General features: G+C 32.1%; 25 protein-coding genes. 16 read left to right on the top strand and 9 right to left on the bottom strand.

Going from position 1 to position 26710, the window contains the following annotated elements; genetic code table 11:
- The 4 genes from KO515_RS16195 (at window position 1) to KO515_RS16180 (ending at window position 4335) form a co-directional block, all read left to right on the top strand.
- Window positions 1-1119, top strand: coding sequence for a chorismate-binding protein (locus KO515_RS16195; RefSeq protein ID WP_215937381.1), 1119 nt, complete (start codon window positions 1-3; stop codon window positions 1117-1119).
- 57 nt (window positions 1120-1176) lie between these two features.
- Window positions 1177-2937 carry a 2-succinyl-5-enolpyruvyl-6-hydroxy-3-cyclohexene-1-carboxylic-acid synthase gene (menD, locus tag KO515_RS16190; RefSeq protein WP_215937380.1) on the top strand — a complete coding sequence of 587 codons (1761 nt, stop codon included), beginning with the start codon at window positions 1177-1179 and terminating at the stop codon, window positions 2935-2937.
- A 99-nt stretch (window positions 2938-3036) separates the two neighbouring features.
- A complete protein-coding gene (locus tag KO515_RS16185) occupies window positions 3037-3378 on the top strand; it encodes a DUF2853 family protein (protein ID WP_215937379.1) in 342 nt (113 codons plus the stop codon).
- 126 nt (window positions 3379-3504) lie between these two features.
- On the top strand, window positions 3505-4335 hold the full coding sequence (locus tag KO515_RS16180) for a CvfB family protein (protein ID WP_215937378.1): 831 nt from the start codon (window positions 3505-3507) through the stop codon (window positions 4333-4335).
- On the opposite strand, the gene KO515_RS16175 is transcribed toward KO515_RS16180, so the two are convergent.
- Window positions 4323-4748: a hypothetical protein gene (locus KO515_RS16175; protein ID WP_215937377.1), complete on the bottom strand. Its 426-nt coding sequence runs from the start codon at window positions 4746-4748 to the stop codon at window positions 4323-4325. The genes KO515_RS16180 and KO515_RS16175 overlap by 13 nt on opposite strands.
- A gap of 117 nt (window positions 4749-4865) precedes the next feature.
- Between KO515_RS16175 and KO515_RS16170 the strand changes: the two genes are divergently transcribed.
- The 7 genes from KO515_RS16170 to KO515_RS16140 all read left to right on the top strand — a co-directional run bounded on the left by KO515_RS16170 (window position 4866) and on the right by KO515_RS16140 (window position 12493).
- A complete protein-coding gene (locus tag KO515_RS16170; protein WP_215937376.1) occupies window positions 4866-5705 on the top strand; it encodes a 1,4-dihydroxy-2-naphthoyl-CoA synthase in 840 nt (279 codons plus the stop codon).
- Between the two features lie 15 nt (window positions 5706-5720).
- Window positions 5721-6626: a 1,4-dihydroxy-2-naphthoate octaprenyltransferase gene (gene menA, locus KO515_RS16165; protein ID WP_215937375.1), complete on the top strand. Its 906-nt coding sequence runs from the start codon at window positions 5721-5723 to the stop codon at window positions 6624-6626.
- A 36-nt stretch (window positions 6627-6662) separates the two neighbouring features.
- Window positions 6663-7340, top strand: coding sequence for a metal-dependent hydrolase (locus KO515_RS16160; RefSeq protein ID WP_215937374.1), 678 nt, complete (start codon window positions 6663-6665; stop codon window positions 7338-7340).
- A gap of 126 nt (window positions 7341-7466) precedes the next feature.
- A complete protein-coding gene (locus tag KO515_RS16155) occupies window positions 7467-8288 on the top strand; it encodes an alpha/beta hydrolase (protein WP_215937373.1) in 822 nt (273 codons plus the stop codon).
- A 65-nt stretch (window positions 8289-8353) separates the two neighbouring features.
- Window positions 8354-10324, top strand: a complete 1971-nt coding sequence (locus tag KO515_RS16150) for a YgiQ family radical SAM protein (RefSeq protein ID WP_215937372.1) — start codon at window positions 8354-8356, stop codon at window positions 10322-10324.
- 14 nt (window positions 10325-10338) lie between these two features.
- On the top strand, window positions 10339-11007 hold the full coding sequence (locus tag KO515_RS16145; RefSeq protein WP_215937371.1) for an RluA family pseudouridine synthase: 669 nt from the start codon (window positions 10339-10341) through the stop codon (window positions 11005-11007).
- A gap of 364 nt (window positions 11008-11371) precedes the next feature.
- Window positions 11372-12493 (top strand): glycosyltransferase family 4 protein, encoded by a 1122-nt coding sequence (locus KO515_RS16140; protein WP_215937370.1) that lies wholly within the window; start codon window positions 11372-11374, stop codon window positions 12491-12493.
- A gap of 14 nt (window positions 12494-12507) precedes the next feature.
- On the opposite strand, the gene KO515_RS16135 is transcribed toward KO515_RS16140, so the two are convergent.
- The gene (locus tag KO515_RS16135) at window positions 12508-13401 is read right to left on the bottom strand and encodes a sterol desaturase family protein (RefSeq protein WP_215937369.1); all 894 of its coding nucleotides are present in this window, start codon (window positions 13399-13401) and stop codon (window positions 12508-12510) included.
- 59 nt (window positions 13402-13460) lie between these two features.
- On the opposite strand from KO515_RS16135, the gene KO515_RS16130 reads away from it, so the two are divergent.
- From KO515_RS16130 to KO515_RS16115, 4 genes are all read left to right on the top strand, one after another.
- Window positions 13461-14495 carry an o-succinylbenzoate synthase gene (locus tag KO515_RS16130; protein ID WP_215937674.1) on the top strand — a complete coding sequence of 345 codons (1035 nt, stop codon included), beginning with the start codon at window positions 13461-13463 and terminating at the stop codon, window positions 14493-14495.
- 1 nt (window position 14496) lies between these two features.
- Window positions 14497-15438: a CPBP family intramembrane glutamic endopeptidase gene (locus KO515_RS16125; protein ID WP_215937368.1), complete on the top strand. Its 942-nt coding sequence runs from the start codon at window positions 14497-14499 to the stop codon at window positions 15436-15438.
- 3 nt (window positions 15439-15441) lie between these two features.
- Window positions 15442-16527: an AMP-binding protein gene (locus tag KO515_RS16120; RefSeq protein ID WP_215937367.1), complete on the top strand. Its 1086-nt coding sequence runs from the start codon at window positions 15442-15444 to the stop codon at window positions 16525-16527.
- Between the two features lie 86 nt (window positions 16528-16613).
- On the top strand, window positions 16614-20048 hold the full coding sequence (locus KO515_RS16115) for a VIT domain-containing protein (protein ID WP_215937366.1): 3435 nt from the start codon (window positions 16614-16616) through the stop codon (window positions 20046-20048).
- A 57-nt stretch (window positions 20049-20105) separates the two neighbouring features.
- Here KO515_RS16115 and KO515_RS16110 read toward each other — a convergent pair whose 3' ends face one another.
- From KO515_RS16110 to KO515_RS16100, 3 genes are all read right to left on the bottom strand, one after another.
- Window positions 20106-20963, bottom strand: coding sequence for an OmpA/MotB family protein (locus tag KO515_RS16110; protein WP_215937365.1), 858 nt, complete (start codon window positions 20961-20963; stop codon window positions 20106-20108).
- A gap of 104 nt (window positions 20964-21067) precedes the next feature.
- A complete protein-coding gene (locus KO515_RS16105; protein WP_215937364.1) occupies window positions 21068-22060 on the bottom strand; it encodes a glycosyltransferase family 2 protein in 993 nt (330 codons plus the stop codon).
- Window positions 22061-22510, bottom strand: coding sequence for a type I restriction enzyme HsdR N-terminal domain-containing protein (locus KO515_RS16100; RefSeq protein ID WP_215937363.1), 450 nt, complete (start codon window positions 22508-22510; stop codon window positions 22061-22063). It lies immediately after the preceding gene.
- 144 nt (window positions 22511-22654) lie between these two features.
- Between KO515_RS16100 and holA the strand changes: the two genes are divergently transcribed.
- Window positions 22655-23662, top strand: coding sequence for a DNA polymerase III subunit delta (gene holA, locus KO515_RS16095; protein ID WP_215937362.1), 1008 nt, complete (start codon window positions 22655-22657; stop codon window positions 23660-23662).
- Between the two features lie 144 nt (window positions 23663-23806).
- Here holA and KO515_RS16090 read toward each other — a convergent pair whose 3' ends face one another.
- The 4 genes from KO515_RS16090 to KO515_RS16075 form a co-directional block, all read right to left on the bottom strand.
- Window positions 23807-24895, bottom strand: a complete 1089-nt coding sequence (locus tag KO515_RS16090) for an acyltransferase family protein (RefSeq protein WP_215937361.1) — start codon at window positions 24893-24895, stop codon at window positions 23807-23809.
- Window positions 24896-25008: 113 nt separating this feature from the next.
- On the bottom strand, window positions 25009-25734 hold the full coding sequence (locus KO515_RS16085; protein WP_215937360.1) for a hypothetical protein: 726 nt from the start codon (window positions 25732-25734) through the stop codon (window positions 25009-25011).
- Window positions 25735-25868: 134 nt separating this feature from the next.
- Window positions 25869-26270 (bottom strand): hypothetical protein, encoded by a 402-nt coding sequence (locus KO515_RS16080; RefSeq protein WP_215937359.1) that lies wholly within the window; start codon window positions 26268-26270, stop codon window positions 25869-25871.
- Window positions 26271-26278: 8 nt separating this feature from the next.
- Window positions 26279-26674 carry a hypothetical protein gene (locus tag KO515_RS16075; RefSeq protein ID WP_215937358.1) on the bottom strand — a complete coding sequence of 132 codons (396 nt, stop codon included), beginning with the start codon at window positions 26672-26674 and terminating at the stop codon, window positions 26279-26281.
- Between the last annotated feature and the right edge of the window lie 36 nt (window positions 26675-26710).

Below are 26710 nucleotides of genomic sequence, written 5' to 3'. Positions count from 1 at the left end.
ATGGATCAAAACTTGTTTTTTGAAACGATAGAAATTCAGTATGCGCAACAATTACCATTTGTAGTTTATAGCCGACCTATAAATTCTGTAATTAAGTGCTGGTTGCAAAACGATGGTGCGCTTCATACCTCCAATAATTTTACAGAAAGTGGATTTATATTCGCTCCTTTTAATCTTGAAGAAAATAATATTCTTTTCCCAAAAGAGGGGTGTGACTATTTAGAAATAGAATGCAGCCATATAGAGACTGAATCTTTTACACCAACTGAAATTATTCCTAATGAAACTGAAAGACTTCAACATATAGCATTGGTTACTAAAGGAATTAACAGCATTAAAAACGACACTTTACAGAAAGTGGTAGTATCGCGTTGTGAAACAAAATCACTTCAAGACACAAATCCATTGGTCATTTTTAAGCGGCTTTTTAATAAGTATAAAAACGCAATGGTATATTGTTGGTTTCATCCTAAGGTTGGTTTATGGATTGGTGCCACACCAGAATTATTATTTAAGGTAGAAGGCAAACGACTTACCACTATAGCGTTAGCAGGGACACAGGCATTTAATGAAAAAGAAGACGTCAACTGGACTACCAAAGAATATGAAGAACAACAAATTGTAACCGATTACATAACAGAACAGATTGGCCCTTATAGTAAAATGATTAATACGTCTGATGTAGATACTGTAAAGGCAGGTAACTTATTACACCTGAAAACAAAAATAACTAGTGTTTTAAAAGATGATACTGATCTCAAAGCCATAATTGAAGCCTTGCACCCAACACCTGCCGTTTGTGGATTTCCAAAAGCTGAAGCAAAATATTTTATCCTTCAGCATGAAAATTATAATCGCGACTATTATACAGGTTTTTTAGGTGAATTAAATCTAAAACAAGCTACAACTCGAAATACCAATAGACGCAACGTTGAAAATAATGCCTATTCTGTTATAAAAACCCAGTCTAACTTTTATGTCAATTTGCGCTGTATGCAACTTAAAGATTCCACAGCAAACATTTATGTAGGTGGTGGTATTACTAAAGATTCTATTCCTGAAAATGAGTGGGAAGAAACTGTAAATAAAACAAAAACAATAGGATCGGTTTTAGAATAAAATTTATTAATTTTCAAAAAATGAAACACTTCCGTTTATCATGAGGAAGTTGAGTCTATGATATATTCAAATATACCTTTATCACAAACCGTAGTGACTTTATGCAAAACACATAATGTTTCGCATATTGTCATTTCGCCAGGTAGTAGAAATGCACCTTTAACCATTGGTTTTACACACGATGATTTCTTTAAATGTTACAGTATTGTTGATGAGCGTTGTGCCGCATTTTTCGCTTTAGGAATTGCACAGCAACTGCAAGAACCTGTTGCTGTAGTTTGTACATCGGGTAGTGCGTTGTTAAATTATTATCCAGCAGTCTCAGAAGCCTTTTATAGTCAAATTCCTTTAGTCGTAATTTCTGCAGATAGACCAAAACATTTGATAGATATTGGTGATGGACAAACCATAAAACAGAAAAATGTATATGGTGAACATGTGTTGTATAATGCCAATTTAAAATTAGATATTAAAGAAGGAGTTCAAACTAATTTGGAAAGTGAAAGACCAATTCTAAAAAGTTTAGAGAATAAGCTTGAACGTTTTTTAGGCCTTCAAAAAGATATTCAAACGCATAATGAATCTGAAATTCATGATGCCCTTACGGTTTCAAAGTTAAATTTAGGACCAGTTCATATTAATTGTCCCTTTGATGAACCCTTATATGAAACTACAGAAGAGCTAGTCATTAACCCTAAACCTTTTAAAATTCAAAGTAACGAAGAAAAAATCGATCGTTTTGAAATTAAAAGCTTGCTAGATATTTGGCATAGTGCGAAACGAAAAATGATTTTAGTTGGTGTTTTACAACCAAATTCTATTGAAGCACAATGGATTCAAGAAATTGCAGATGATGATAGCGTCATCGTGTTGACTGAAACAACTTCTAATTTACACCATCCTGACTTTTTTCCAGGAATTGATAAATTAATAGCACCTCTATATGATAACGATTTTAAAGAACTTCAACCAGATGTATTAATCACATTTGGCGGCTTAATTGTTTCTAAGAAGATAAAAGCTTTTTTGAGAACTTATAAGCCCGAATTTCATTGCCATATTGGTTTAACGCGAGCAAATGATACGTTTTTCTGTTTAGACAAACATATTAAATTACGTCCAAACACATTTTTAAGTGCATTTTTACCTCAAGTCACCCATCATACTAAAAGTACGTATAAAAGTTCTTGGCTGGCTGTTCGCCAAAAGCGTCGAAAATTGCAAGAAGCCTATCTAGAGACGCTTCCTTTTTCTGATTTTAAGGCATTTAGTTCGGTTTTAAAAAGCATTCCAAAACAAAGTCAGCTGCAAGTTGGTAATAGTTCTGCAATACGTTACGCACAATTGTTTCAATTAGGTAAAACTATTGATGTGTTTTGTAATAGAGGTACAAGCGGTATTGATGGAAGTACAAGTACAGCAATAGGGGCGTCAACAGTATCAGAAAAGCGAACTACTTTTATTACAGGTGATCTAAGTTTTTTTTACGATAGTAATGCACTTTGGAATAATCATATTCCCAAAACGTTTAGAATTATAGTCATTAATAATGAAGGAGGTGGAATATTTAGAATTTTACCAGGTAATAAAAACACAGAAAACTTTGACCGCTTCTTTGAAACCAAACATCATTTATCAGCAAAGCAATTATGTGAAATGTATAGCTTAGAATATAGTGCAGCTAAAGATGAAAAGCAATTGGAAGAACAATTAGAAACATTTTATAAAGGTACTAAACATCCAAAGTTATTAGAAATATTTACACCATCGCGGATAAACGATAAAATTTTATTAGACTTCTTTAAATATATTAAATAATTAGAAAGAAATTATTAAGATGTGACTTTTAGATTTTTATTGTGTCTAAATATTAGTATCTTTAAAGAGATAATTTTTTAACATAAAACAAATATAAAGATGAGTAAAAGAGATGATTTAATCGTAAAGTATGCGGCAGATTTAAAAGACAAATGTGGTGTTAATCCAGATATGGATTTATTAACTAAAGTCACTGTAGGTTTAGGTCCTTCGATTTATAATGCAGATTCATCTACAGTATCTGGTTCTGATGAAAAAGAACTAGCAACAGTAAAAAATAATTTTTTAATTAAGAAATTAGGTTTAGCAGATAGTGCTGAATTAGATAAAGCTATTGACGGTGTAATGGAAACATATGGTCGTTCTAATAGATCAAAATATAGAGTAGTCGTATATTATTTATTGACGAAACACTTTAAAAAAGAAGCTATTTACTCGTAAGTAATATTGTATATCATAAATGAGCGTTATAATTTTATAGTTATAACGCTTTTTTTATGCTTAATATATTTCACTATCCATTCAAATTCCTATTATATCTCATAAAAATATATTTACCTTTGCAGAATGATACATTTAGGCGAATACAATACATTAGAAATTTTAAGAGATACCGAACCTGGATTATTTTTAGGTGATGGTGAAGAGGGTGAAGTACTTTTACCAAATAGGTATGTGCCAAAAGTATTTGAAATTGGGGATAAAATAGAGGTCTTTGTTTATTTAGATAACGAAGAACGACCAGTTGCCACTACAGATCAACCTTATATTAAAAAAGGTGATTTTGTATTGCTACGTTGTAATCAGGTTACTGATTATGGTGCATTCCTAGATTGGGGTTTGGTAAAGGAATTGTTTTGTCCTTTTAGAGAACAAGCATTCAAAATGAAATCAGGCGGATGGTATTTAGTACACTGCTATCTTGATGAAGAAACAGAACGACTTGTGGCATCTAGTAAAACAAATCGATTTTTAGATAATAAAGAATTAACTGTTGCGCAATTTGACGAGGTTGATCTTATTGTGTCTCATCCTTCAGAATTAGGAATGAATGTCATTGTCAATAAAACCCACTTAGGTTTAGTTTTTCATGATGATATTTATAAAGATATAAGTGTTGGGGATAGACTGAAAGGAATTATTAAAAAAGTCCGCGATGATAATAAATTAGATATTTCATTAAATCAAATAGGGTATAGAAATATTGAACCTAATGCTGAATTTATCTTAAATGAATTGCATGATAATGGTGGCTTTTTACCTGTGCACGATAAATCGAATCCAGAACAAATTAAGGAATTACTTCAAATGAGTAAAAAAAGCTTTAAAAAAGCGATTGGTTCCTTATATAAAGAACGTCAGATAGAAATAAAAGAAGACGGAATTTATTTATTATAAAGTTCGAGATCTTGTTCAGCCAATGTTTTTTCAACCCAACTTATAGCAGTGTCCATGTTTTTGAACACTTTTCTGTTGAATTTAAAAAATTGACTTTCTATTTCAATAACACCTTCAGTTAGACTGTTATAACATACTGTAGCGTATGCTTTTAGATTAACAAATGTTTTGTTGAAATCTTTGGCATCATTAACGTTGACTGAATACGAATTTACTCTATTAGTTATAAAACCAATAGGTTTATCCTTAAAGTGCGTTTTTATTAGAAAAGAGAGTTCATCAAAGTTTTTGAAAGTGATATCTACTCCTTCTTTAAACTCTGCTACCAAAAAATTTTCGTAAAAATATACAGTTCCTAATTTTATATTGTAGACAGTGTATGCTTTATTAATTATTTCAGGGTTATAATTCATTCTATATTAATAATTTGTGCGCAAATGTACTATGCGCGCATAATAAAATCTAGTAAAAAAGAGAGTTTATTTTATTATTATTAATTTCTTACTTTTACGGTCAAAACCGTAATAAATATGAGCCATATAGATTGGAAAGTTGCCAAGTCTTATGAAGATATAACCTATCATAAATGTAATGGCGTTGCCAGAATTGCATTTAACAGACCAGATATACGAAATGCCTTTCGTCCAAAAACCACTTCAGAACTTTATGATGCCTTTTATGATGCAGGTGAAGATGTTAACATTGGAGTCGTACTTTTAAGTGCAGAAGGCCCATCTAGTAAAGATGGCATTTGGAGTTTTTGTTCTGGTGGAGACCAAAAAGCCAGAGGACATCAAGGGTATGTAGGGGACGATGGTTATCATCGTTTAAATATTTTAGAAGTTCAACGATTAATACGTTTTATGCCTAAGGCTGTGATCGCCGTTGTGCCTGGATGGGCTGTAGGAGGTGGACATAGTTTACACGTAGTTTGCGATTTAACATTAGCGAGTAAAGAGCACGCCATTTTTAAACAAACAGATGCTGATGTTACAAGTTTTGATGGAGGTTATGGTTCTGCGTATTTAGCAAAAATGGTTGGACAGAAAAAAGCTAGAGAAATCTTTTTCTTAGGACGCAATTATTCTGCACAAGAAGCCTTTGAAATGGGTATGGTCAATGCCGTTATTCCACACGATGAATTAGAAGCTACAGCCTATGAATGGGCTCAAGAAATATTAGAAAAATCACCAACCTCTATAAAAATGTTGAAGTTTGCTATGAACCTTACTGATGATGGTATGGTTGGTCAGCAAGTTTTTGCTGGTGAAGCAACAAGATTAGCTTATATGACAGATGAAGCTAAAGAAGGGAGAGATGCCTTTTTAGAAAAAAGGAAGCCTAACTTTCCAAAAAAATGGATTCCTTAATTTAAATTCAATTACATGAATAAAATTTCACCATGGCTTAGTGCTATGCGTTTAAGAACGTTACCACTCTCTGTTTCCGGAATTATACTTGGTGGATGTTTTGCCTACTATAATGGTCAGTTTAATTATTGGGTTTTTGGCTTTGCCATATTAACCACTATAAGTTTACAAATATTATCAAACCTAGCTAATGATTATGGTGATGGTGTACGAGGTACTGATAATGATGAACGTTTAGGACCGCAACGGGCTATTCAAAGTGGTGCAATTTCTCCAAAGGAAATGATGGATGGTATAAAGTTTAATATCATTTTCGTTATTATGTCTACAATGGTTCTTATTTGGAACGCATTCGATTCTGGGAGTATATTAAATATTCTATTGTTTTTACTGCTTGGAGGACTTTCAGTTTATGCGGCTTTAAATTACACTATGGGTAATTCTCCTTATGGTTACCGTGCTTTAGGAGATGTTTTTGTATTTATCTTTTTTGGATTGGTAAGCACATTGGGGAGTTATTTCCTTTTTGCGCATGCTATTGACCATGTTGTTATTTTACCTGCGATTTCAGTTGGTTTGTTGAGTATGGGAGTGTTGAACTTAAATAATATGAGAGACATTGAATCGGATACTAATGCAGGGAAAATCACACTAGCTATAAAATTAGGTAAAAAAGATGCTAAACGTTATCATTTTGCCCTTATCCTAGGAGCTATGTTGGTTACTTTATTATTTTCATTATTGTATTATGTTGAGCCCTATAATTTCTTGTATCTAATTGCTTTTATACCTTTATTAATTCATATCAAAAAGATAAACGCAGCAAAAGACGCTCAAGATTTTGACGGTCAATTAAAAGTTTTAGCCTTATCCACATTCCTAATGGCTATTCTTTTAGGAGTTGGCTATATTTTGTATTAAATTTAAAGAGGTATTTAGATTTTAAATTAAAAACTTATGAAAATCAAATTTTACGGTCACGCCGCTTTAGGTATTCAAATGAAGGATCTTTATATTTTAGTCGATCCTTTTATTACAGGAAACGACAAAGCTTCTAATATAGATATTAACACATTAAAGGCCGATTATATACTCGTTACACATGCACATCAAGATCATATTTTAGATGTTGAAGCTATTGCGAAACGCACAGGGGCTGTTATAATTTCTAATTTTGAAATCGTAACCCATTTTCAAAATAAAGGATTAGAAGGTCATCCTATGAATCACGGAGGATCTTGGGATTTTGAATTTGGAAATTTAAAATATGTTAATGCTATTCATACGTCCTCTTTTCCTGATGGATCTTATGGTGGACAACCAGGTGGATTCATTATTGAAGGAGAGCATAAAACCATTTACATTGCTGGTGATACAGCATTAACTATGGATATGAAATTAATTCCGATGCAAACTAAACTTGATTTAGCAATTTTACCAATCGGTGATAATTTTACGATGGGAATTGAAGATGCTATTCTTGCGAGTGATTTTATTGAATGTGATAAAATTCTAGGCTACCATTACGACACGTTTGGGTATATAGAGATTAATCATGAAGACGCCAAACGAAAATTCTTCGATAAAGGAAAAGATCTAATGTTATTAGAGATTGGTGAGCAGATAGAGCTATAAATATTCTATTGTTTTATAAAAAATTCAATAGATAACTGGGTATGGCAGATAGAAAATAGCTTATAATAGTTGCCTATCTTGGTAGTGCTTATTTTCCAAATATTAGACCAATTTAATATATAAATTATGCATAAATTATCTTTCGCATTAATATTGCTCGTACTTATGTTAAGTTGCGCTAATGCACCTCAATATGAGGATCCCATTCCACCTCACGATAATTTTAAATTAGAGTCATCAGTATTAGGAGAAACACGCGTTATAAATGTATGGACTCCACCAAATTATAAAACGAGTAATGACTCTTTACCTGTAATTTATATGCCTGATGGTGGAATTGTTATGGAAGATTTTCCACATATAGCAAATACAATTTCAAAATTAGTTGAAAACAAGAGTATTCCACCAATTATACTTGTTGGAATAGAAAATATTGATAGACGGAAAGATTTATCTGGAGCTTCTGAGGTAAAAGCAGATGAAGCGTATTGTCCATTAACAGATGGAGCAAAATATTTTAGAGCTTTTATTACCGACGAATTAATGCCTGAAATAAACGGTAAGTATAGAACAACAGAGGAAAAAGGTATCATAGGAGAATCCTTAGCAGGCTTGTTTGTGATGGAAACGTTTCTCCTTAAACCAAACATTTTCGATTTTTATATCGCTATGGATCCGTCGTTATGGTGGAATGATCATTATTTAGAACGACAGGCAAAGCATTACTTAGAACGTTTTCCAAACCAAAGTACGCGCCTTTGGTTTGCAGGTTCTGATACTGAAGACATTTCCATTCATACCAATAATTTAGCTACTACATTAGAAACTTATGCGCCTGAATCCTTAACTTGGACATATTCAGATGAGCCAAAAGAAAAACACAATACCATTTTTAGGGCTACTAAAGAGAAAGCCTTAATTTGGATTTTAAACGGTTATAGAGATTAATTCTATATATGTAATATATTCAGTGTTGAGTTGTGAAACAAATTTAACTGTATCTTTGCAGCACTATGGAAATGAATAAACTTACAGATTGGTTACCCACAACAAAGAAAGAAGTAAAAATCAGGGGTTGGCAAGAGCTCGATGTGATACTTTTTAGTGGAGATGCTTATGTGGACCATCCATCATTTGGACCTGCCGTAATTGGTCGTATTTTAGAGAGTTATGGACTTAAAGTGGCTATTGTTCCACAGCCAAGTGTAAACGATAATTTACAAGATTTTACGAAGCTAGGAACTCCAAAATTATTTTTTGGAGTTACAGGTGGTTGTATGGATCCTATGGTGAGTAACTATACTGCTAGTAAAAGGCGTCGTGATAAAGATGCTTATACACCAAATGGTGATATAGGATTTAGACCCGATTATGCAACCTCTGTATATTCAAATATATTAAAAGAAAAATTTCCAGATGTCCCTGTTTTAATAGGTGGTATTGAAGCGTCATTACGTCGTGTAACCCATTATGACTATTGGAGTGATAAACTCATGCCATCCATCTTAGAAACGTCTAAAGCGGACATGTTGGTGTATGGTATGGGGGAACAACCTTTGCGAGAAATTGTAGAGTTATTACAAAAAGGAGTGCCTTTCTCGAGCTTAACGACTATTAAACAAACCGCTGTTTTAGTCGATAAAAATGAAGCGATTCCTAAGAATAAAAATTGGGATGATGTGGAAATTCATTCCCATACAGTTTGTTTAAGCGATAAGAAAAAATTTGCTTCTAACTTCAAGGTTATTGAACAAGAATCAAATAAGTTGAAAGCCAACCGCATATTTCAGCAGATAAATGATAAAACTTTAGTTATTAACCCACCATTTCCAACAATGTTGGAAGAAGAGATTGATGCCTCTTTTGATTTACCTTACACAAGATTACCGCATCCAAAATATAATAAACGTGGACCAATTCCTGCGTTTGAAATGATTAAATTTTCCATCAACATTCATCGTGGTTGTTTTGGAGGTTGTAGTTTTTGTACCATTTCTGCTCACCAAGGGAAATTTATTGCAAGTCGTAGTCAAGAATCGGTTTTAAAAGAAGTTGATAAAGTCGCAAATATGCCAGATTTTAAAGGCTATTTGTCAGATATTGGTGGACCTTCTGCTAATATGTATAAAATGAAAGGCAAGGTGCAGTCTATATGCGATAAATGTGTGGCACCTTCGTGTATTTCGCCAGTAATTTGTAGTAATTTAGACACGTCTCATAAGCCGTTAACGCAATTATATCAAGCCGTTGATAAGCATCCTAAAATTAAAAAGTCATTTATTGGAAGTGGTATTCGTCATGATATGTTGGTGCCAGAATTTAATAAAAATGCCGACCCTAAAGAATTAGATGATTATACGGAAGAGGTGATGACAAAACATATTTCTGGTCGTTTAAAAGTGGCACCAGAGCACACGTCTGATCCTGTTTTGAAATTGATGCGTAAACCCTCGTTTAAATATTTTCATAAGTTTAAAGAGCGCTTTGACAAGATTAATATTAAGAAAGATCTTAAACTTCAGTTGATTCCTTATTTTATCTCAAACCATCCAGCATGTGAGGTGGAGGATATGGCAAATTTAGCTGCCGAAACTAAAGATATGGGCTTTCAGTTAGAGCAAGTTCAAGGCTTTACACCAACACCAATGACCGTTGCTACAGTTATTTATTATAGTGGTTACCATCCATATACTCTAAAACCCACAAAAACACCAAAATCTAGAAAGGAAAAAGAGGAACAACATCGCTTCTTCTTTTGGTATAAAAAAGAAAACAAAGACTGGATTAGAAAGACCTTAAACAAGGTAGGTAGACAAGACTTATTGAACGTACTTCTACCTGAAACTAAAGAAAAAGGGTGGAAGAGTGTAAATCTTAAAGCGGTTAAAAATACATTTGATGATGCCATTCCTTCAACAGATTCAAGTTTTTCAAAAGGGCATAGACGAAAAAAGAAGCATAAATCGAGAAAGAAAAGACGCTAATAAAGTGTAGTCTCATGTCAAAACTTGAAATAATAGAGGAAACTAACGATTATATTGTCGTTAATAAATCAGCAGGACTTATTACAGAAAAAAGTCTTTATGAAAATATCACAGTTGAAAATCAAGTATTTAACCATCTTATTAAAAGTAAACGAAAACCTTATGTTGGTGTTATTCATCGATTAGATCGTGTCACAAGTGGTGTGCTTATATTTGCTAAGAAAAAAAGTAGTCTAGTAACATTTAATTCGTTGTTCAGCAGTCGGAAAGTTCAAAAAACGTATTTAGCAATTGTTAAAAATAAACCGACCAAGACTAAAGGTCACTTGATCAATTTTCTTGTGAAGAATAACTTAGAAAAAAGAGCGGATATCGTTCAATCAAAATCAAAAAACACTTTAGATTGTAGACTTTCTTACAAAGTGATTGATCAAAACGACTTTGGCTACCTTTTAGAAATACAACCAAAAACGGGTCGATTTCATCAAATAAGAGCGCAATTGGCACATATTGGACTTCCAATTCTTGGAGATGAAAAATATGGATCAGATCAAAATTATTTACCATTAGCTGTTTGTCTTCATGCGTGGAAAATAACATATAAAGATTCTAATTCTGAGGCTATGCATACCTTTGAAGCCCCTTTACCTAATAATAAATTTTGGAAATTCAAATCCATTTAAGCTCACCTTACTTGACTTTCCTAATAACTTTATGGAGCAAACGTTTCGAAAATACGGAACTTCTTAATCATTCCATATAGTGGTCTTTGAGATGAGCCAACACTATTAAAGCTTTAATGGCCAGTATAGTATAAACAAAACTTAGACAAATCTTTGTTATATTATTTTAATAGTTATCATGTTGTATGTCGTTTCCTATCCATTGTTGTTTATTAATATTAAAATATGTGAATATTATCGAATAATCTATGAATATATATAAATAATATGTAGGTTTAGAATTTTAATCGTCAATGTAGCATAGGCGTTTAAGATATTCTATAAAAAGATCAGTAAAGTGGATTCGATTAATATTTAGAGCCTTATGAAAATTATTTTCTTTGCAAGATATTTACCGGCTGAAGGTTCTACCACCCATATGTATACCTTAGCTGAAAACCTTATAAAACGAGGAAATGAAGTTTATATATTATCTAGAGGTCCTGGTCAGGATTACAATGCTATAAAGTTATTTGAGAAAGCTAAAGTAAACGGAGTTCAATTTGTCAAAGTCCCTTTTCCTCTTTACAATAAAATTAATTATTTCACGAGATTCCAACAATTACTATCATATATCACTGCGACACCATTTGGCTTATTTCAATTATATAAAATAAAACCTGATATTGTACATGCGCATTATCCTGTGACAACATATTTAGGTGCGATATACAGATTAATGTGTGGTAAAAAGTTTATTGTAACGCATCATAACATGAATATTCCTAAGCATTTTTTAAATAAAAAAGGGGATTATGCTATAGCGATTAGTAGAGAATTAGAATCAAGTTTAGTTTCGGATTATAACTATGATAAAACTGCTGTGAAACTTATATTTAATGGTGTTAAAAATCATAAACAACCGCTTGATAGCATTGCAATTCAAAAGTTAAAAGAGCGTTACAAAACACCTGCAAATCATGTTATATTTGGTTTCGTCGGAACAATCGGTAAGCGTAAAGGCATAGATATTTTAATTCATGCGATTGAACGCTGTAAACACTTAAAAATGCATCTTATTATTCTTGGAGATGGTAATATTGAATGGTTAAACAGTTTAATCAATGCGTGTGAAGTAAGACATCTAATTACGTTAATTCCTTTTAGTGATCCTTCCGATATCTATAATATTATAGATGTATTAGTTCTTCCATCGAGAGTTGAAGGTTTTCCTTTAGTACCATTGGAAGCAATGATGATGAAAAAACCAGTAATTCGTTCGAATATACAAGGAGCTTTAGATCAAATTATAGAAGGAGAAACAGGCTTCCTTTTTGAGTCTGAAAATTTTCTTCAATTAGCGGATATAATTGAAGACATCACTTTAAATCCCGACGTTTTACATGGCATGGGTGAAAAAGCATATGACCATTCGGTTAATAATTTTTCAGAACATTTAATGATTGATAAATTGCTTGAAGTTTATAAGCTAACAGCTTTAAAATAATGAAAGTGCTATCATTATTGATTTTTTTTACCTAACCACTGATTACGTAAGTCATCACTAACTTTTCCACTTCCATCATGTTTCCATCCAGGCGATTTAAAGAGGTATAGGAATCTGTGCTTTATAGACATTCGTCCAGTAAATGCACCTTTCAATAATTGCCACCATTCAACAAAAGCTATTTTAACTGGATTATAACTTTTAATATTTGTTACTAAACCATAGATTACTTTTTCATCGTCTAGTTCAGGTTGAAAAGTACCAAATAAGCGATCCCAAATAATTAAAATTCCAGCATGATTACGATCTAAATAAATAGGATTACTACCATGATGCACTCTGTGGTGTGATGGAGTATTAAAAACAGCTTCAAACCACTTTGGCATTTTTTTAATGGCTTCTGTATGAATCCAAAATTGATACAACAAACTAATAGACATTTGTAATAATATCATTGCTGGATGAAAGCCTAACAAGGGTAACCACAACCAAAATATAAACGTATAAAAGCCGCCAGACCAAGTTTGTCTCAGTGCAGTGCTTAAATTATAATACTTTGAAGAATGATGAACGACATGTGATGCCCAAAATAGGCGACATTCATGCGATACACGGTGAAACCAATAATACGCCAAGTCATCTGCAAAGAATATGAATAAAAACGACCACCATGCTACAGGAATTGTAAACAGTCTAACGTTGTCATAAACCCAAAAGAAGACTAATATAACTAGCGCTTTACTTGCAAACCCTAAAATGACATTGCCCAAGCCCATAGCAATAGATGAGAAGGCGTCTTTAGTTTCATACGTGTTAATGTGTTGTTTTGTAGTTACATATAATTCCAACAACATGGCCAATACAAAAAATGGTATAGCATATAGAATAATATTTGGGAAATCAGGCATTAACAGTCGATATTGGATCTGTAATTTACGAAATTATTTAACTATTTTTGATATCTATGATAAATGCAACTTACCATAAGTATATTTTAGACTTTAAACGTCCAAGTGGTACATCGCGAGGTGTAATGACCACTAAAGAAACGTGGTTTATTTTATTAGAAAATGACCATAGTAAAGGAGTAGGTGAGTGTGGTATTTTAAGAGGTTTGTCAATTGATGATAGATCAGATTATGAAGCTAAATTAAAATGGACTTGCAACAATATTCAGCTTGGCTTAGATAAGCTTTTATTAGAATTAGTTGAATTTCCAAGTATTCAGTTTGGACTAGAGACTGCTTTTAAATCATTAAATAGTGCAAATCAGTTTCAACTATTTCCATCTCAATTTTCAAGAGGTGAAGACAGTATTCCAATTAATGGTTTAGTTTGGATGGGTGATGACCATTTTATGCGAACCCAAATCAAAGAAAAAATTGAAACCGGATTTAATTGTATCAAATTAAAAATAGGAGCTATTGATTTTCAAACCGAATTAGACATTTTAAAATCGATACGACAAGAGTTTTCAGTGTCTGATATTGAACTAAGAGTGGATGCCAATGGTGCATTTTCACCTAATGATGCTTTAGAAAAGTTAAATCGCCTTTCAGAATATCAATTACATTCCATAGAACAACCTATAAAGCCGAAGCAATTTGAAGCGATGGCTCAACTTTGTAAAGAAACGCCTTTACCAATTGCTTTAGATGAAGAATTGATTGGAGTATTTTCAGAAGATTATAAACAAGAGTTACTTCAAACTATAAAACCGCAATATATAATTTTAAAACCGAGTTTGGTGGGTGGTTTTACTGGAAGTGAGCAGTGGATTAGAAGTGCAGAAAATTTGAATATTAATTGGTGGATTACCAGCGCATTAGAAAGCAATATTGGTTTAAATGCTATTGCACAGTGGACTTATACCTTAAAAAATAGCATGCCTCAAGGTTTAGGAACAGGAAGTTTATTTACTAACAATTTTCTTTCTCCATTAAGCGTAAAAAATGGTACTTTGCATTACAATTCAGAACAACATTGGAAATTTAATTTATAGAATGAATTATATACAACAAGCCTACAAAGGACAACGCGAACTTTGGATGTTTATCCTAACTACAATTTTAGTTGCAGGCATCTTTATTAGTAATTTTGTGTTTTATCTAATGACAGACCCAAGTGACTTAGATGCTGCGATGGATGCCATGAAGAGCTGGAATTTACCTTCAAGTGTATTGTTAGTCATTAACTTATTGCCCTTTGTGTTTTTGCTTGGCCTCTTATTTGTTTTAGTTAAATTTATTCACCAGCGAAGCCTTTTGTCATTAACAACTTCGAGACCTAAGGTCGACTATAAACGTATCTTATTTTCGTTCTTAATGATTACAATCTATACCATTGTTTCCTTTTTTACAATGTATACTATAGATTCATCTGATATTGTATTTCAGTTTAATCCTGTTAAATTTTCTATTTTATTTATAGTAAGTATTATTTTATTTCCATTTCAAATTGGACTAGAAGAGTATCTCTTTAGAGGGTATTTAATGCAACACATTGGTGTTTTAGTTAAGAATAAATGGTTTCCGTTAATTTTTACCTCGATCTTGTTTGGTATTGCTCATAGTGCAAACCCAGAGGTAGGCGCTGTTGGATTTTGGCAAATGATGATATTTTATATAGGAACAGGATTACTCTTAGGGATCATGACGTTAATGGATGAAGGTTTAGAGTTAGCTTTAGGTTTTCATTTAGGTAATAACTTAATTGCCTCTTTATTAGTAACCGCAGATTGGACAGCATTGCAAACTGATGCGTTATTTAAAGATATGTCTGAACCAGGATTAGGATCAATTTCAGAAATTATGTTGCCTGTCTTAATTGTATACCCTATAATGCTATTGATACTTTCAAAAAAATACGGATGGACCAATTGGAAAGATAAATTATTCGGAACAGTTGAAGAACCACCAAAAGATAATTATAAAATAATCGATTAGAATATGACACCAGAATACAACAAAGTACACAACCGTTTTAAGTTTAATGGACTTCATTTTAGTCATGAAGAGCTAAAAGAAGTGGCATATAGTCTCATAAAAGAAGGAGAACCCTATGAAAAAGTGACTGGTGATTTTTTAATTGATTGGTTAAATAATAAGGACTATTTATATGTAACCACATCGGGTTCTACTGGGAAGCCAAAGGAAATTAAGCTGATGAAACAAGCAATGGTTAATTCTTCTATAGCAACAGGTAATTTTTTCGGGTTAGAACCAGGAGATAAAGCATTACATTGTTTACCAAGTCATTTTATTGCAGGTAAAATGATGTTTATACGTGCTTTAGTTTTGGGTCTAGAAATTGATTTTGTAGAGCCATCTGCTCAGCCAATTTTTGACTATGAAAAGACTTATGATTTCTGTGCTATGGTACCATTGCAATTAAAACATACCATTAATTACATCCATAATATAAAATCGATTATTGTTGGTGGATCTAAAGTCACTAAGCCACTTTTAGAACAAATAAAAAACTGTGAGCCTAAGTTTTATGAAACGTATGGAATGACAGAAACCGTAACACACGTTGCTGTAAGACAGTTACAGTCTAAGTCTGCTGAAAAAGAAGTGTATTTTAAAGCTTTAGAACATGTTACCTTTGCCCAAGATGATAGAAATTGTTTAATTATACATGCACCAAAACTCGTTGAAGAAGATTTAATCACTAATGATATTGTAACGTTAAAATCTGAAACCAGTTTTCAGTTATTTGGGCGTTTTGATAATGTAATAAATTCTGGTGGCGTAAAATTATTCCCAGAACAAATTGAAGACAAATTACAGCCAGCTATCAAACAACGTTATATAGTGGCAGGTGAAGATGATGTAACACTTGGAGAAAAGTTGATTCTTATTGTTGAAAACCCATCAGATTCTAAAGAAGATATTGCAAAGGCAATTAAAGAATTGAAGACTTTAGATAAGTTCGAAATTCCAAAGGAAATTTATACTGTAGACCAGTTCTCAGAAACTGTAAACGGGAAAATTCAACGTAAAAAAACCTTAAAAGCTGTTTTAGGACGTTAACTCATTCAAAGAAGGAGTTTACTCATTTTGGGTTTTATTTTATTGGTATGACATTTAGTTTTGATTAAACTTTAAATGCCAAACCAATGAAAAAAATAATACCCTTTTTGATTGTATTGATGCTATCCATATCAATTCAATCACAAAATTTTCCAACCGTAACATTAGAAGACAAGTCTGAGTTAATGCTTGATAAACTGCGAATAAATGCAGAAATATCAGGAAATTATGCGACAGTAACTTACGACATGACATTTTATAATGGTCATGACAGAGTTTTAGAAGGTGAACTAGCATTTCCATTGGCAGAAGGACAAAGTGTATCGCATTTTGCCATGGACTTAAATGGAAAATTACGATCAGCAGTTATCGTAGAAAAAGAGCTTGGAAGAGTTGCTTATGAAAATACAATTAGGCAACGTATAGACCCTGCATTGTTGGAGCAAACTCAGGGAAACAATTACAAAGCTAGAGTTTATCCTATTCCTGCAAAAGGCCATAAGAGAATCGTTATTACTTACGAGCAAAATTTATTGGTTAATGACAATCACTATCAATTTAATATGCCTCTTGGATTTAGTAAGCCTTTGAATGATTTTAGCATTGACATTGTTTGTCATAATCTAGAGCAATTACCATCGGTAACTGAAAGCTTTAAAAAGGATCTTAAATTCATTAAGAAAGGAAAAAATGTTGTCGGAACATATGTAGCAAATTCTGTTGACCTAAATAGAAACTTAAAACTATCTATACCTATAAAAGATGTATTTGCATTGCAGACTTTCGAAGCGTATTTTCATATTAATAAAACCTTTGTTCCGAAAAGAAGATTAAAATCAAAGGCGAAATCAATTACAATTTTATGGGATGCATCTTATTCCATGCACTATAAAAAATTAGAAGCAGAGTTAAACTTAATTACTAGTTATTTAAAATCCTTAGAAGATGTAAAGGTATCGTTAGTGGTGTTCAGTAATACTCTAATTAGCAATTCTACTTTTAGAATAAAAAATGGAGATAGCCAAGAGCTAATAAATACCTTAAAAAAGATTACATACGATGGAGGAACATCTTATAAAGGTTTATCAATTCCAAAATCTGATGACATATTATTGTTTTCGGACGGATTGCATAATCTAGGAGAATTAGAACTAAGTAATAGTTCTAGGCTATATTGTATTAATTCAGTCAATTCTGCAAATCATCAATTACTAAATGATTTAGCGACAGAAAACAGTGGAAATTATATCAATTTGAATAGTCTCACTAATAATTCAGCGGTAGATTTATTAAAACATGAAGCCATTCAATTTCTTGGTGTAAATCATGATAACTCACTATTTGAAGTGTATCCCAAACCGAAAAGTAGCGTTAACGAAAACTTTAATTTAAGTGGTAAGTTTATGGAAGAGAAGTCTATTGAATTGCTATTTGGTTATGGCAATGAAATCACAGAACGTATATTTGTAGATTTGACATCCTCTTCAAACTCTGAAGTATCTAAGCGTCTTTGGGCAAAAGCTAAACTTCAGCATTTGACGAAAAAGAAAGAAGAAAATAAAAATGACATTATAGAATTAGCTAAAGCGTATCATTTAATTTCTCCTTATACCTCTATGATTGTATTAGATAGAATAGAAGATTATGTGCGCTACAAAATAGAACCTCCTTCAGAATTAAAAGAAGAATACAATCGTAGGTTAGCACAATCAAAATTACAACAACAGCATTCACGTGATGCATTATTTGATAGAAGAGAAGAGCTGAAATCGGATTATGAATCAATTCGATCATGGTATGATAAAGACTTTAATCCAAAAGCGAATAAACCAGAGAAAAAGGTTGCTCATACTAACCCAAATACTAACAATACCTCTGAAACAACTTCAACCAATACTAGTAACAATCAAAGCACAAACACGAGACTAGTTGTTACACATAATATAGATTCTACTAAAGCATTTGTTCATGGTGTTGTTACGACATCAAGTGATGGCTTACCGTTACCAGGGGCTTCAGTTATTGTTAAAGGTACAAGTAGAGGAGTGCAAACTGATTTTGATGGAAAGTTTGTAATTAACGCATCTCCGAATGAAACCTTAGTGTTTTCATTTGTAGGTATGACTACTGTAGAACAGAGGTTAAGTTCTGATACTACTTTAAATATGGAGTTGAATGAAGACGCGTCAACTCTAGATGAAGTTATCGTTATCGGCTATGGCACAACAACCAAGGAAGCTTTTACAGGAGCAGTAACTACAGTAAGGTCTGAAAGTATAGCAACGCAATTGTTATCTGGTCAAGTAGCAGGTGTCAATGTTAATACTGTAAACGGAACTACTGGATCAAATACAACCATTAAAATTAGAGGCTTTGGTACTATGAATGGAAATAGGGAACCATTATATATTGTTGATGGAATACCTTATGTAGGTGATTTATCTAAAATTAGTACAGATGAAATAATTTCAACAACAGTTCTAAAGGATACAGCTGCAACTGCAATCTATGGTTCAAGAGGATCTAACGGAATTGTTGTAATTACAACAAAGAATGGAGCGGTAAATCATAAAAAAGAAATAGAAGTACTTAATGAAAAAATAGTAGAGCAATCAACATTACAAAATTGGGATAAGAATGCGTCTTATATCCAGTATTTAAAGGCTCAGAATTCAGTTGAAGAAGCATATAAAGCCTATTTGAAAATTAGAGAAAATTATAGAAATACTCCGTCGTTCTTTTTAGATATAGCTGATTTCTTTGAAAGTAAAAATAGAATTGATATTGCTTTAAGAGTAGCGACCAACCTCATAGAGATTGATTTAGATAATCATGAACTCATTAGAGCCTTAGCCTATAAACTTGAGCAATATAAAAAATATGACTTAGCGATTTATGTTTACAAAAATGTATTAGAGTTACGACCAGAACATCCACAATCTTATAGAGATTTAGCATTGGCTTATGAAGCTAATGGAGACATAGACGCTGCCATTGATTTATTATTAAAAATTGTTAATGGCCAGCTATTAGAGAAAGACGAAGACGAATTATACTATGGTATAGAGCAAATTGCCTATGTTGAATTATGCCATTTAGTGAATACAAACCATAGTGAAAGAGCTATAGCATTGAGAGGAACCTATGAACCTATTGAAACGGATATTAGAGTTGTTGTCGATTGGAATCATGGCGAAACGGATTTAGATTTATATGTTAAAAATCCAGATGATGAAGAGATTTACTATGGTCATGACACTTCAAAATTTGGTGGTAGAATATCTGAAGATTTAGTTGATGGCTATGGACCAGAAAGCTATTGGATTAAAAAAGCTCAAAAAGGAAATTATGAAATTTCTGTAGACTACTATTCTGATAGTGTTCAAAAAATCACAGGTCCAGCAGGTTTAAAAGTGACTATTTTTAGGAATTATGGAAAGCCCAATGAAGAGAAAGAAATAAAAGTATTTAGACTTAGTGATGAGGACACTAAACGTAAAGTTGAAACAATAACCTTATAAAAAACAAAAACCCAATGCAAACGCATTGGGTTTTCTTATATCAAAAATCTTTCAGAATTAGTTTCCTTCAGATAAGTTTTTCATTTCAGATTCAACCATTTCGTAGAACTGATCAATTTTAGGCATTACAACAATACGTGTACGTCTGTTTTTTGCTTTATTTTCTGCAGTATCATTTTCTACTAAAGGCACGTAATGACTACGACCAGCTGCAATTAATTGCTGAGGGTTTACATCTAAGCTTTCTAAAACTCTTACAACAGAAGTCGCACGTTTAACACTTAAATCCCAGTTATCTAATAATGGAGGTCTACTGTAAGATACATTATCTGTATGAGATTCTACCATAGCTTCAAAATCAGGCTTGCTATTAATGACTTTAGCAACTTTCGCTAAGATTTCATTAGCTTTTGAAGATACGTTGTAACTTCCACTTTGGAATAACAGTTTATCTGCAATAGAAATAAATACAACTCCTTTTTCAACATTAATTTCAATATCTGGATCATTAATACCTACAGATTTTTTAAGACTTGTAACAATTGCAAGGGTAACACTGTCTTTACGCGTTAATGCATCTTGTAATCGTGATATTTTCAAGTTACTTTCCTTAAGACTCTCTAAAGAAGCCTCTATATTTTTTGCTCCTTGGCTAGTAAGCTCTGTCATATCTTGAGAGCTCTTTATCAATGCTTCATTACTTCTACGTAAATCAGCCAATTGATCTTTCATAGTTTCCACTCTTGCATTAGCTGCCGCGACATCAGATAAACAACTATTTAGTTTAACGGTTGCGGTATTTAATAAATCTTGGGTTTCTTTTTGTTGTGCTTCTAGTGCTAAATAATCTTTTTTAGACACACAAGATGCCAAAAATACCATTGAGCAAACACCTAATAACATTAATTTTTTCATAATTGAACTCTAGTTTAAATTGTTAAGTTTAACGTAACAAAATTATGGAAAACAAAAGTCCGTTGGACATGGATTAACATAAATTTTAACAGTTTTATAAACAATTAAAATTGTGTTCGTTTTTTTATAAAATAAGACCACACAATGGACACTGTTTCGTAATAGCTAGAACGTTGAGAAAATTGTTTTCGCTGCTTTAAAAGTCGAGGTAAATTGTAATAAAACGACATATGGGCTTTTAAAATGGCTAATAAAAATGCCGGTTTTAATTGAAACAAGAAGCGTATACCAGCTATACCATCTAACCCCATTTTAAATAATACTCTAAATAACACATGAGAATCCGTATTTTTTACTAGTGTAAACAGACTATTTCTAAAATTGAGATAGGTTTTTTTAGAGTTGGTATTATTCAATGTAGCACCACCAACATGATATATGGTAGAAGCGCCAACATATTTTACAATATAATTAGAATTGAAGGCCCTCCAACACAAATCAATCTCTTCCATGTGAGCGAAATACGATTCATCAAACCCCTTTAAGTTTTGAAACACCTCATTTCTAGTAAAAAAACAAGCTCCTGACGCCCAAAAAATAGTTTTGGTATCGTTGTATTGCCCTTTGTCTTCTTCAATCGTGTCAAAAATTCGACCTCTGCAATAGGGATAAGCATATTTATCTATAAAGCCACCAGCAGCTCCTGCATATTCAAAAAGAGATTTATTTTTAAAATCTAAAATCTTTGGTTGAATAATCGCTGTAGTAGCGTTACTATTAAATTCAGAAATGATAGGTTGAAGCCAATTTTCGGTCACTTCAATATCGCTATTCAATAAGCAGAGTAGGGGTTCTTCAATATGTTTTAAGGCATCATTATACCCTTTGGCATAGCCTCCATTTTCTGTATTCTGAATAATTTTTACTGTTGGAAAATGTTCCTTAAGAAAAGCTACAGAATCATCGGTTGAGGCATTATCAGCTACATAAATTACAGCATCATCAGAATAATTAATAATAGAAGGCAAAAACTGTTTGAGTAAGGCTTTTCCATTCCAGTTTAAAATAACAATTGCTAAGTCCTTGGTTTGTAGCATTTACTTCTGAGTATAATTAGGGATGTCTTTTAAAAACGAAAACCGTTCTGCGTCCATATCCATTTCACAATAATAATGATTTAAACCGTTAGTTACCATTAAATACGAGGCATTTAAAGTCAAGTTATAACGTGCAATTTGGTCGAAGGTGGTTTGGTCTATTTCAATGCTGTGCGATTTACATTCTACAATTAAATGAATGCTACCATCCGAATTAAAAATAACAATATCGTATCGTTTTTTTAAGCCATTTATAATCAGTTCTTTTTCAACATTAATCAATGACTTTGGGTAGTTCTTAATCGACATTAAATAATGCACACAATGTTGTCTCACCCATTCTTCGGGTTGAAGAATGATGAATTTTTTACGAATGACATCAAAAATAGAAACTTTATTTTCTGTACTTTTGAAACGGTATTCAAACTTTGGAAAGTTGAGTTCTTGCAACACTTAGAATCGCTAATTTTTTTCAAAGTTAAAGTAGTATACCACAAATCACAATTTTCGATTACCAAAATCCATTTTATTTAATATAATGTTGAATACAAACCATGGAAATTTGGAATATAATTTTTGGAATTTATATCAATTTTGGACGACGTAAAACAACTAGTAGCTGCAATAAAAAAGGGAGACCTTAAACCTATCTATTTTTTAATGGGTGAGGAAGCCTATTATATAGATAAGATTTCAGATTATATTGAAGACAACGTATTAGACGACTCCGAAAAGGGATTCAACCAAATGGTGCTTTATGGTCGTGATGTCACTATAGATGACATTGTAAGTAACGCCAAGCGATATCCTATGATGGCAGAACGCCAAGTTGTAATTGTAAAGGAAGCGCAAGATTTAAGCAGAACCATTGAGAAGTTAGTAGAATATGCCAATAATCCGCAACCATCAACCGTTTTAGTTCTTAATTATAAGTACAAGAAATTAGATAAGCGTAAGGCGTTATTTAAGGCGATTAATAAAAATGGTGGGATTGTTTTCGAAAGTAAGAAAATGTATGAAAACCAAGTTGCCGATTGGATTAGACGTGTTTTAGCGGGTCAGAATTATAATATCTCACCTAAAGCTGCTCAGATGCTAGTGGAGTTTCTAGGTACGAATCTTAGTAAAATTGATAACGAGCTTAATAAGCTTAAAATCGTTTTACCAGAAGGCACACAGATTACACCAGATCATATTGAAGAAAACATTGGAATCAGTAAGGATTTTAATAATTTTGAATTACGAAAGGCCGTTGGTCAGCGTAATGTCTTAAAAGCACATCAAATAGCGAAATACTTTGCAGAAAACCCAAAAGATAATCCTATTGTGGTTTCTGTCGCCTTGTTATTTAGCTTCTTTTCTCAATTATTACATCTTCATGGGATGTCGGATAGAAATCCGCGTAGTGTTGCTTCAGCATTAAAAGTGAATCCTTATTTTGTAAATGAATATTTAGATGCTGCCAGGAACTATCCGATGAAAAAAGTAAGCTATATCATTGGTATACTTCGCGAAACGGATGTAAAAAGCAAAGGTGTTGGTGCTAATGCAATACCTCAAGGAGACTTACTTAAAGAGTTGTTGGTTAAGATTTTAGGGTAAATATTTTAATTGACAGACGTGCTTAATTGAATTTCATAAGCTTCGGTATATTCGTTAGAGTTTCTACCGTAGTTCATACCACTATTTACGGTTAATGTTTACTTAGTGACTTCGATATTGTTTAATAATACTTTCATCTAAGACTTAATGAGTCGAGTTCGTTATATACTTTGTCGATAGCTGTTTTAATTTGGATTTTAAATAGTGAGATGCTTTTGGTTCAAAAAACTCACTTAAAATAAACGATATAAAGATCATAAAAAAAGTTGTCGCAATTACGACGACATATTTATTCGCATCATTTCCGAAATTATCAAAAATGATATACCCAATTTTTTGATGAATTAAGTATAGGGGATAGGTGAGCAGTCCTATTTTTATAAACTTTGAAGAATTTAAGTATTTCAATTTATGGCAAGCCACTAATAATATGAGCACATAAAATAGAACAATTATCCCACAAGCAATAAAAGGGGAGAATTCAATATTAAAATGCCTAGCTTTTTTTGCAGTCTCTATAATAGTGTGTTGTATGGATAATAATATGGTAATTAACAATAGAAAAGTATATTTTAAATTCAGTTTGCTTTTATAGATCTGATAAAAAATAATTCCTGCTATAAAATAAGAGCTCCAGTCTAAAATAAAGAGAGATTTAGCAATCTTAAAAATAAAATACTCGTTAAAAAAGAAATAGAATACTGACAGTGTTAGCCAAGTATAAATTAGATAATCTAATTTTATAGCCTTCAATTTGTTTAAGACGAGATACGATCCAATGACAAAAATATAGAATTTCATTTCTATAAAAAGCGTCCAATAAACACCATCAATACTTTCGACTCCTATGTAATTATGAAACATAGTAAGGTTATAAAAGAACTGATTTAATTCGGCCGTAAATCTTGGCGCTCCAAAGAAGACAATGACTAGGAAGGTTAGTAAAACGCAAATCCAATACATTGGATATAACCGTGAAATTCTAGAAATTATAAACTTTATAATCGATCTATCTTTAATAGAAAGTGAAATCACAAAGCCACTAATAATAAAGAAGATATTAACACCTAAGAAGCCATATTTAAAGTAATTACTGATCTCATTAAAGTTTAAATCAGACAAATTATCTGCTGAAAAACCTCTAAAAAAATAGTGATAAAGTACAACAATTAAAGCCGCTATAAATCTCAATAAGTCTAATTGATAGATTCTTTTTGTTACTTTATCCGGCACTGTTTTAGATTTTATTATTTTAATGGAATTATAAATGTGCTTTGGTGAAAAATTAATGAAGTTTTACTTTTTACGGCCAAAGTACGTTGTTAGCAAACGTATATTTTTTATTTTCAATAAGCTAATTCAAGTACTATTATTTGTCTATTCAACTCATCATTTAAATCAAAGCCATAATCCAACATTTCAAAAGCAGTTAGTTTTGGTGACACATAGCCAAATTCCTTTTTTACATCGAATAATTTGTCGTAAAACTTATTTTTGTTTTTTATAGATTCTAGTGCTTGCAGATATTTTCCGATGTAATTAAAATGCGGTGAATTTAATTCGTGGTTTATAATAGATTCAAAATTGGAATTTGGCTTAAGTTCTGAAGAATGACTTCTTATATATGAATATTCTATAGTTCCGTCTGGACTAGCGTATTTAAATCTCGATTTTATGTAAGGAACAGGATGTTTTATGTATTCCAAAGAATCAGACTCTATTTTGTCAAAATCACTATTTTCTATAATCCATACTGAATCTGGGTATTCGTACATTTCGAGTCGTAAGTCACTCGTTTTAAATTTGGTTCTTGCCTTTTCGGATATGTGTTTCCAGTTTTCGGTTTTTTCATCACGTAATTCGATTAAAAACTGTCGGTAAGCATTTTCAGTTTTTAAATTCGGATATTGTCTTTTTAGGAAATCATTCTCAAAATCAGAAACAAGAAAGTCCAACGTCGCAACATTTTCAATTCCTAACACTTTTTCAAATTCGGAAGTTTGGTTATCAGGTTTTATGTCTGAACAACTTATTATAAGCAATAAGAATATGAATGTTTTGTTGAATTTCATTGGGTGTTCATGCTTGTGGTAAAGGTGATTTTGTATGGTTAGTTGCGTGGTTCAGCAACTAAGTTAGTAAACTTTTACGAACCCATGAAAATTCCGCAGGAATATCCGCAAGTAGGGAAGAACCTAGCAATTAATTATACACGGTGTTGTGCAACGTTTTTTACAGTCAAATAAACATTAATTAAAAACAAAAATATTGCATATACAACAAAGCTCAAATATATTTTAATATCAATATTTCCGAAACTGTTAATTATTGCACATATTGAAATGCTGACTAAATGAAATTTTGAAATCAGAATATTTCGGTATTGTTTTTTAATGTCAAGTATTAAATAAGTTATGAGGAATATAATCAGAGATATTTCAAATATTCCATCAATTCCAGAGTTTCTAATTTGCATTTGCCAACCAGAAATATCATTCAGATTCATAATGTCCGCCAATATTCTACCAGCTAATATGAAAACCAAATAAGTCATAAGTGTCGTAAACGACATTGACCATTGAATTGTTTGATTCAGTTTTTTATTCATTCCAATTTTTAAGGTTCAGTAATTATCGGTTCGATTCCTCCAATTAGATTCAAGCACATTCCTATTCCGACAATCATATATTCATCATAATCGATTAAATGTGCTTTACCAGTAAAAAATCCGTCACGTTCTTTTTCTTGGTCGTGCCATCCACCTTTTTTTACTTTCCACAACCAACCATTACTTCGTGTTTCGTTGTTCCAAAACTCCATTAAATTTCCTTCGTCCAAAACTCTAAACCCTTGCACATTTTTAAAAGTCAGATAAATTGGATTTTGCAAATCAGAAAACTCAAGCTTAACTTTTAATGTCCATAAGTCAAAACTTAAATCAACTAATTGAGGTATTCCAGCATACTTTTTTGATGAACTTAATTCTTCAGTTATTGGATGTTTATTGGTCATTCGTAAGTTTTATCAACTGTCTCGTCCTGAAATATG

It is taken from the genome of Winogradskyella psychrotolerans, assembly GCF_018860545.1.
Classification (GTDB): Bacteria; Bacteroidota; Bacteroidia; order Flavobacteriales; family Flavobacteriaceae; genus Winogradskyella; species Winogradskyella psychrotolerans_A.
This window is presented reverse-complemented; position numbering and strand designations above follow the sequence as displayed.

Coding starts and splice junctions, on each gene's coding strand:
- KO515_RS16195 (WP_215937381.1), top strand. CDS start 1: ATGGATCAAAACTTGTTTTTTGAAACGATAGAAATTCAGTATGCGCAA.
- menD (WP_215937380.1), top strand. CDS start 1,177: ATGATATATTCAAATATACCTTTATCACAAACCGTAGTGACTTTATGC.
- KO515_RS16185 (WP_215937379.1), top strand. CDS start 3,037: ATGAGTAAAAGAGATGATTTAATCGTAAAGTATGCGGCAGATTTAAAA.
- KO515_RS16180 (WP_215937378.1), top strand. CDS start 3,505: ATGATACATTTAGGCGAATACAATACATTAGAAATTTTAAGAGATACC.
- KO515_RS16175 (WP_215937377.1), bottom strand. CDS start 4,748: ATGAATTATAACCCTGAAATAATTAATAAAGCATACACTGTCTACAAT.
- KO515_RS16170 (WP_215937376.1), top strand. CDS start 4,866: ATGAGCCATATAGATTGGAAAGTTGCCAAGTCTTATGAAGATATAACC.
- menA (WP_215937375.1), top strand. CDS start 5,721: ATGAATAAAATTTCACCATGGCTTAGTGCTATGCGTTTAAGAACGTTA.
- KO515_RS16160 (WP_215937374.1), top strand. CDS start 6,663: ATGAAAATCAAATTTTACGGTCACGCCGCTTTAGGTATTCAAATGAAG.
- KO515_RS16155 (WP_215937373.1), top strand. CDS start 7,467: ATGCATAAATTATCTTTCGCATTAATATTGCTCGTACTTATGTTAAGT.
- KO515_RS16150 (WP_215937372.1), top strand. CDS start 8,354: ATGGAAATGAATAAACTTACAGATTGGTTACCCACAACAAAGAAAGAA.
- KO515_RS16145 (WP_215937371.1), top strand. CDS start 10,339: ATGTCAAAACTTGAAATAATAGAGGAAACTAACGATTATATTGTCGTT.
- KO515_RS16140 (WP_215937370.1), top strand. CDS start 11,372: ATGAAAATTATTTTCTTTGCAAGATATTTACCGGCTGAAGGTTCTACC.
- KO515_RS16135 (WP_215937369.1), bottom strand. CDS start 13,401: ATGCCTGATTTCCCAAATATTATTCTATATGCTATACCATTTTTTGTA.
- KO515_RS16125 (WP_215937368.1), top strand. CDS start 14,497: ATGAATTATATACAACAAGCCTACAAAGGACAACGCGAACTTTGGATG.
- KO515_RS16120 (WP_215937367.1), top strand. CDS start 15,442: ATGACACCAGAATACAACAAAGTACACAACCGTTTTAAGTTTAATGGA.
- KO515_RS16115 (WP_215937366.1), top strand. CDS start 16,614: ATGAAAAAAATAATACCCTTTTTGATTGTATTGATGCTATCCATATCA.
- KO515_RS16110 (WP_215937365.1), bottom strand. CDS start 20,963: ATGAAAAAATTAATGTTATTAGGTGTTTGCTCAATGGTATTTTTGGCA.
- KO515_RS16105 (WP_215937364.1), bottom strand. CDS start 22,060: ATGCTACAAACCAAGGACTTAGCAATTGTTATTTTAAACTGGAATGGA.
- KO515_RS16085 (WP_215937360.1), bottom strand. CDS start 25,734: ATGAAATTCAACAAAACATTCATATTCTTATTGCTTATAATAAGTTGT.
- KO515_RS16080 (WP_215937359.1), bottom strand. CDS start 26,270: ATGAATAAAAAACTGAATCAAACAATTCAATGGTCAATGTCGTTTACG.
- KO515_RS16075 (WP_215937358.1), bottom strand. CDS start 26,674: ATGACCAATAAACATCCAATAACTGAAGAATTAAGTTCATCAAAAAAG.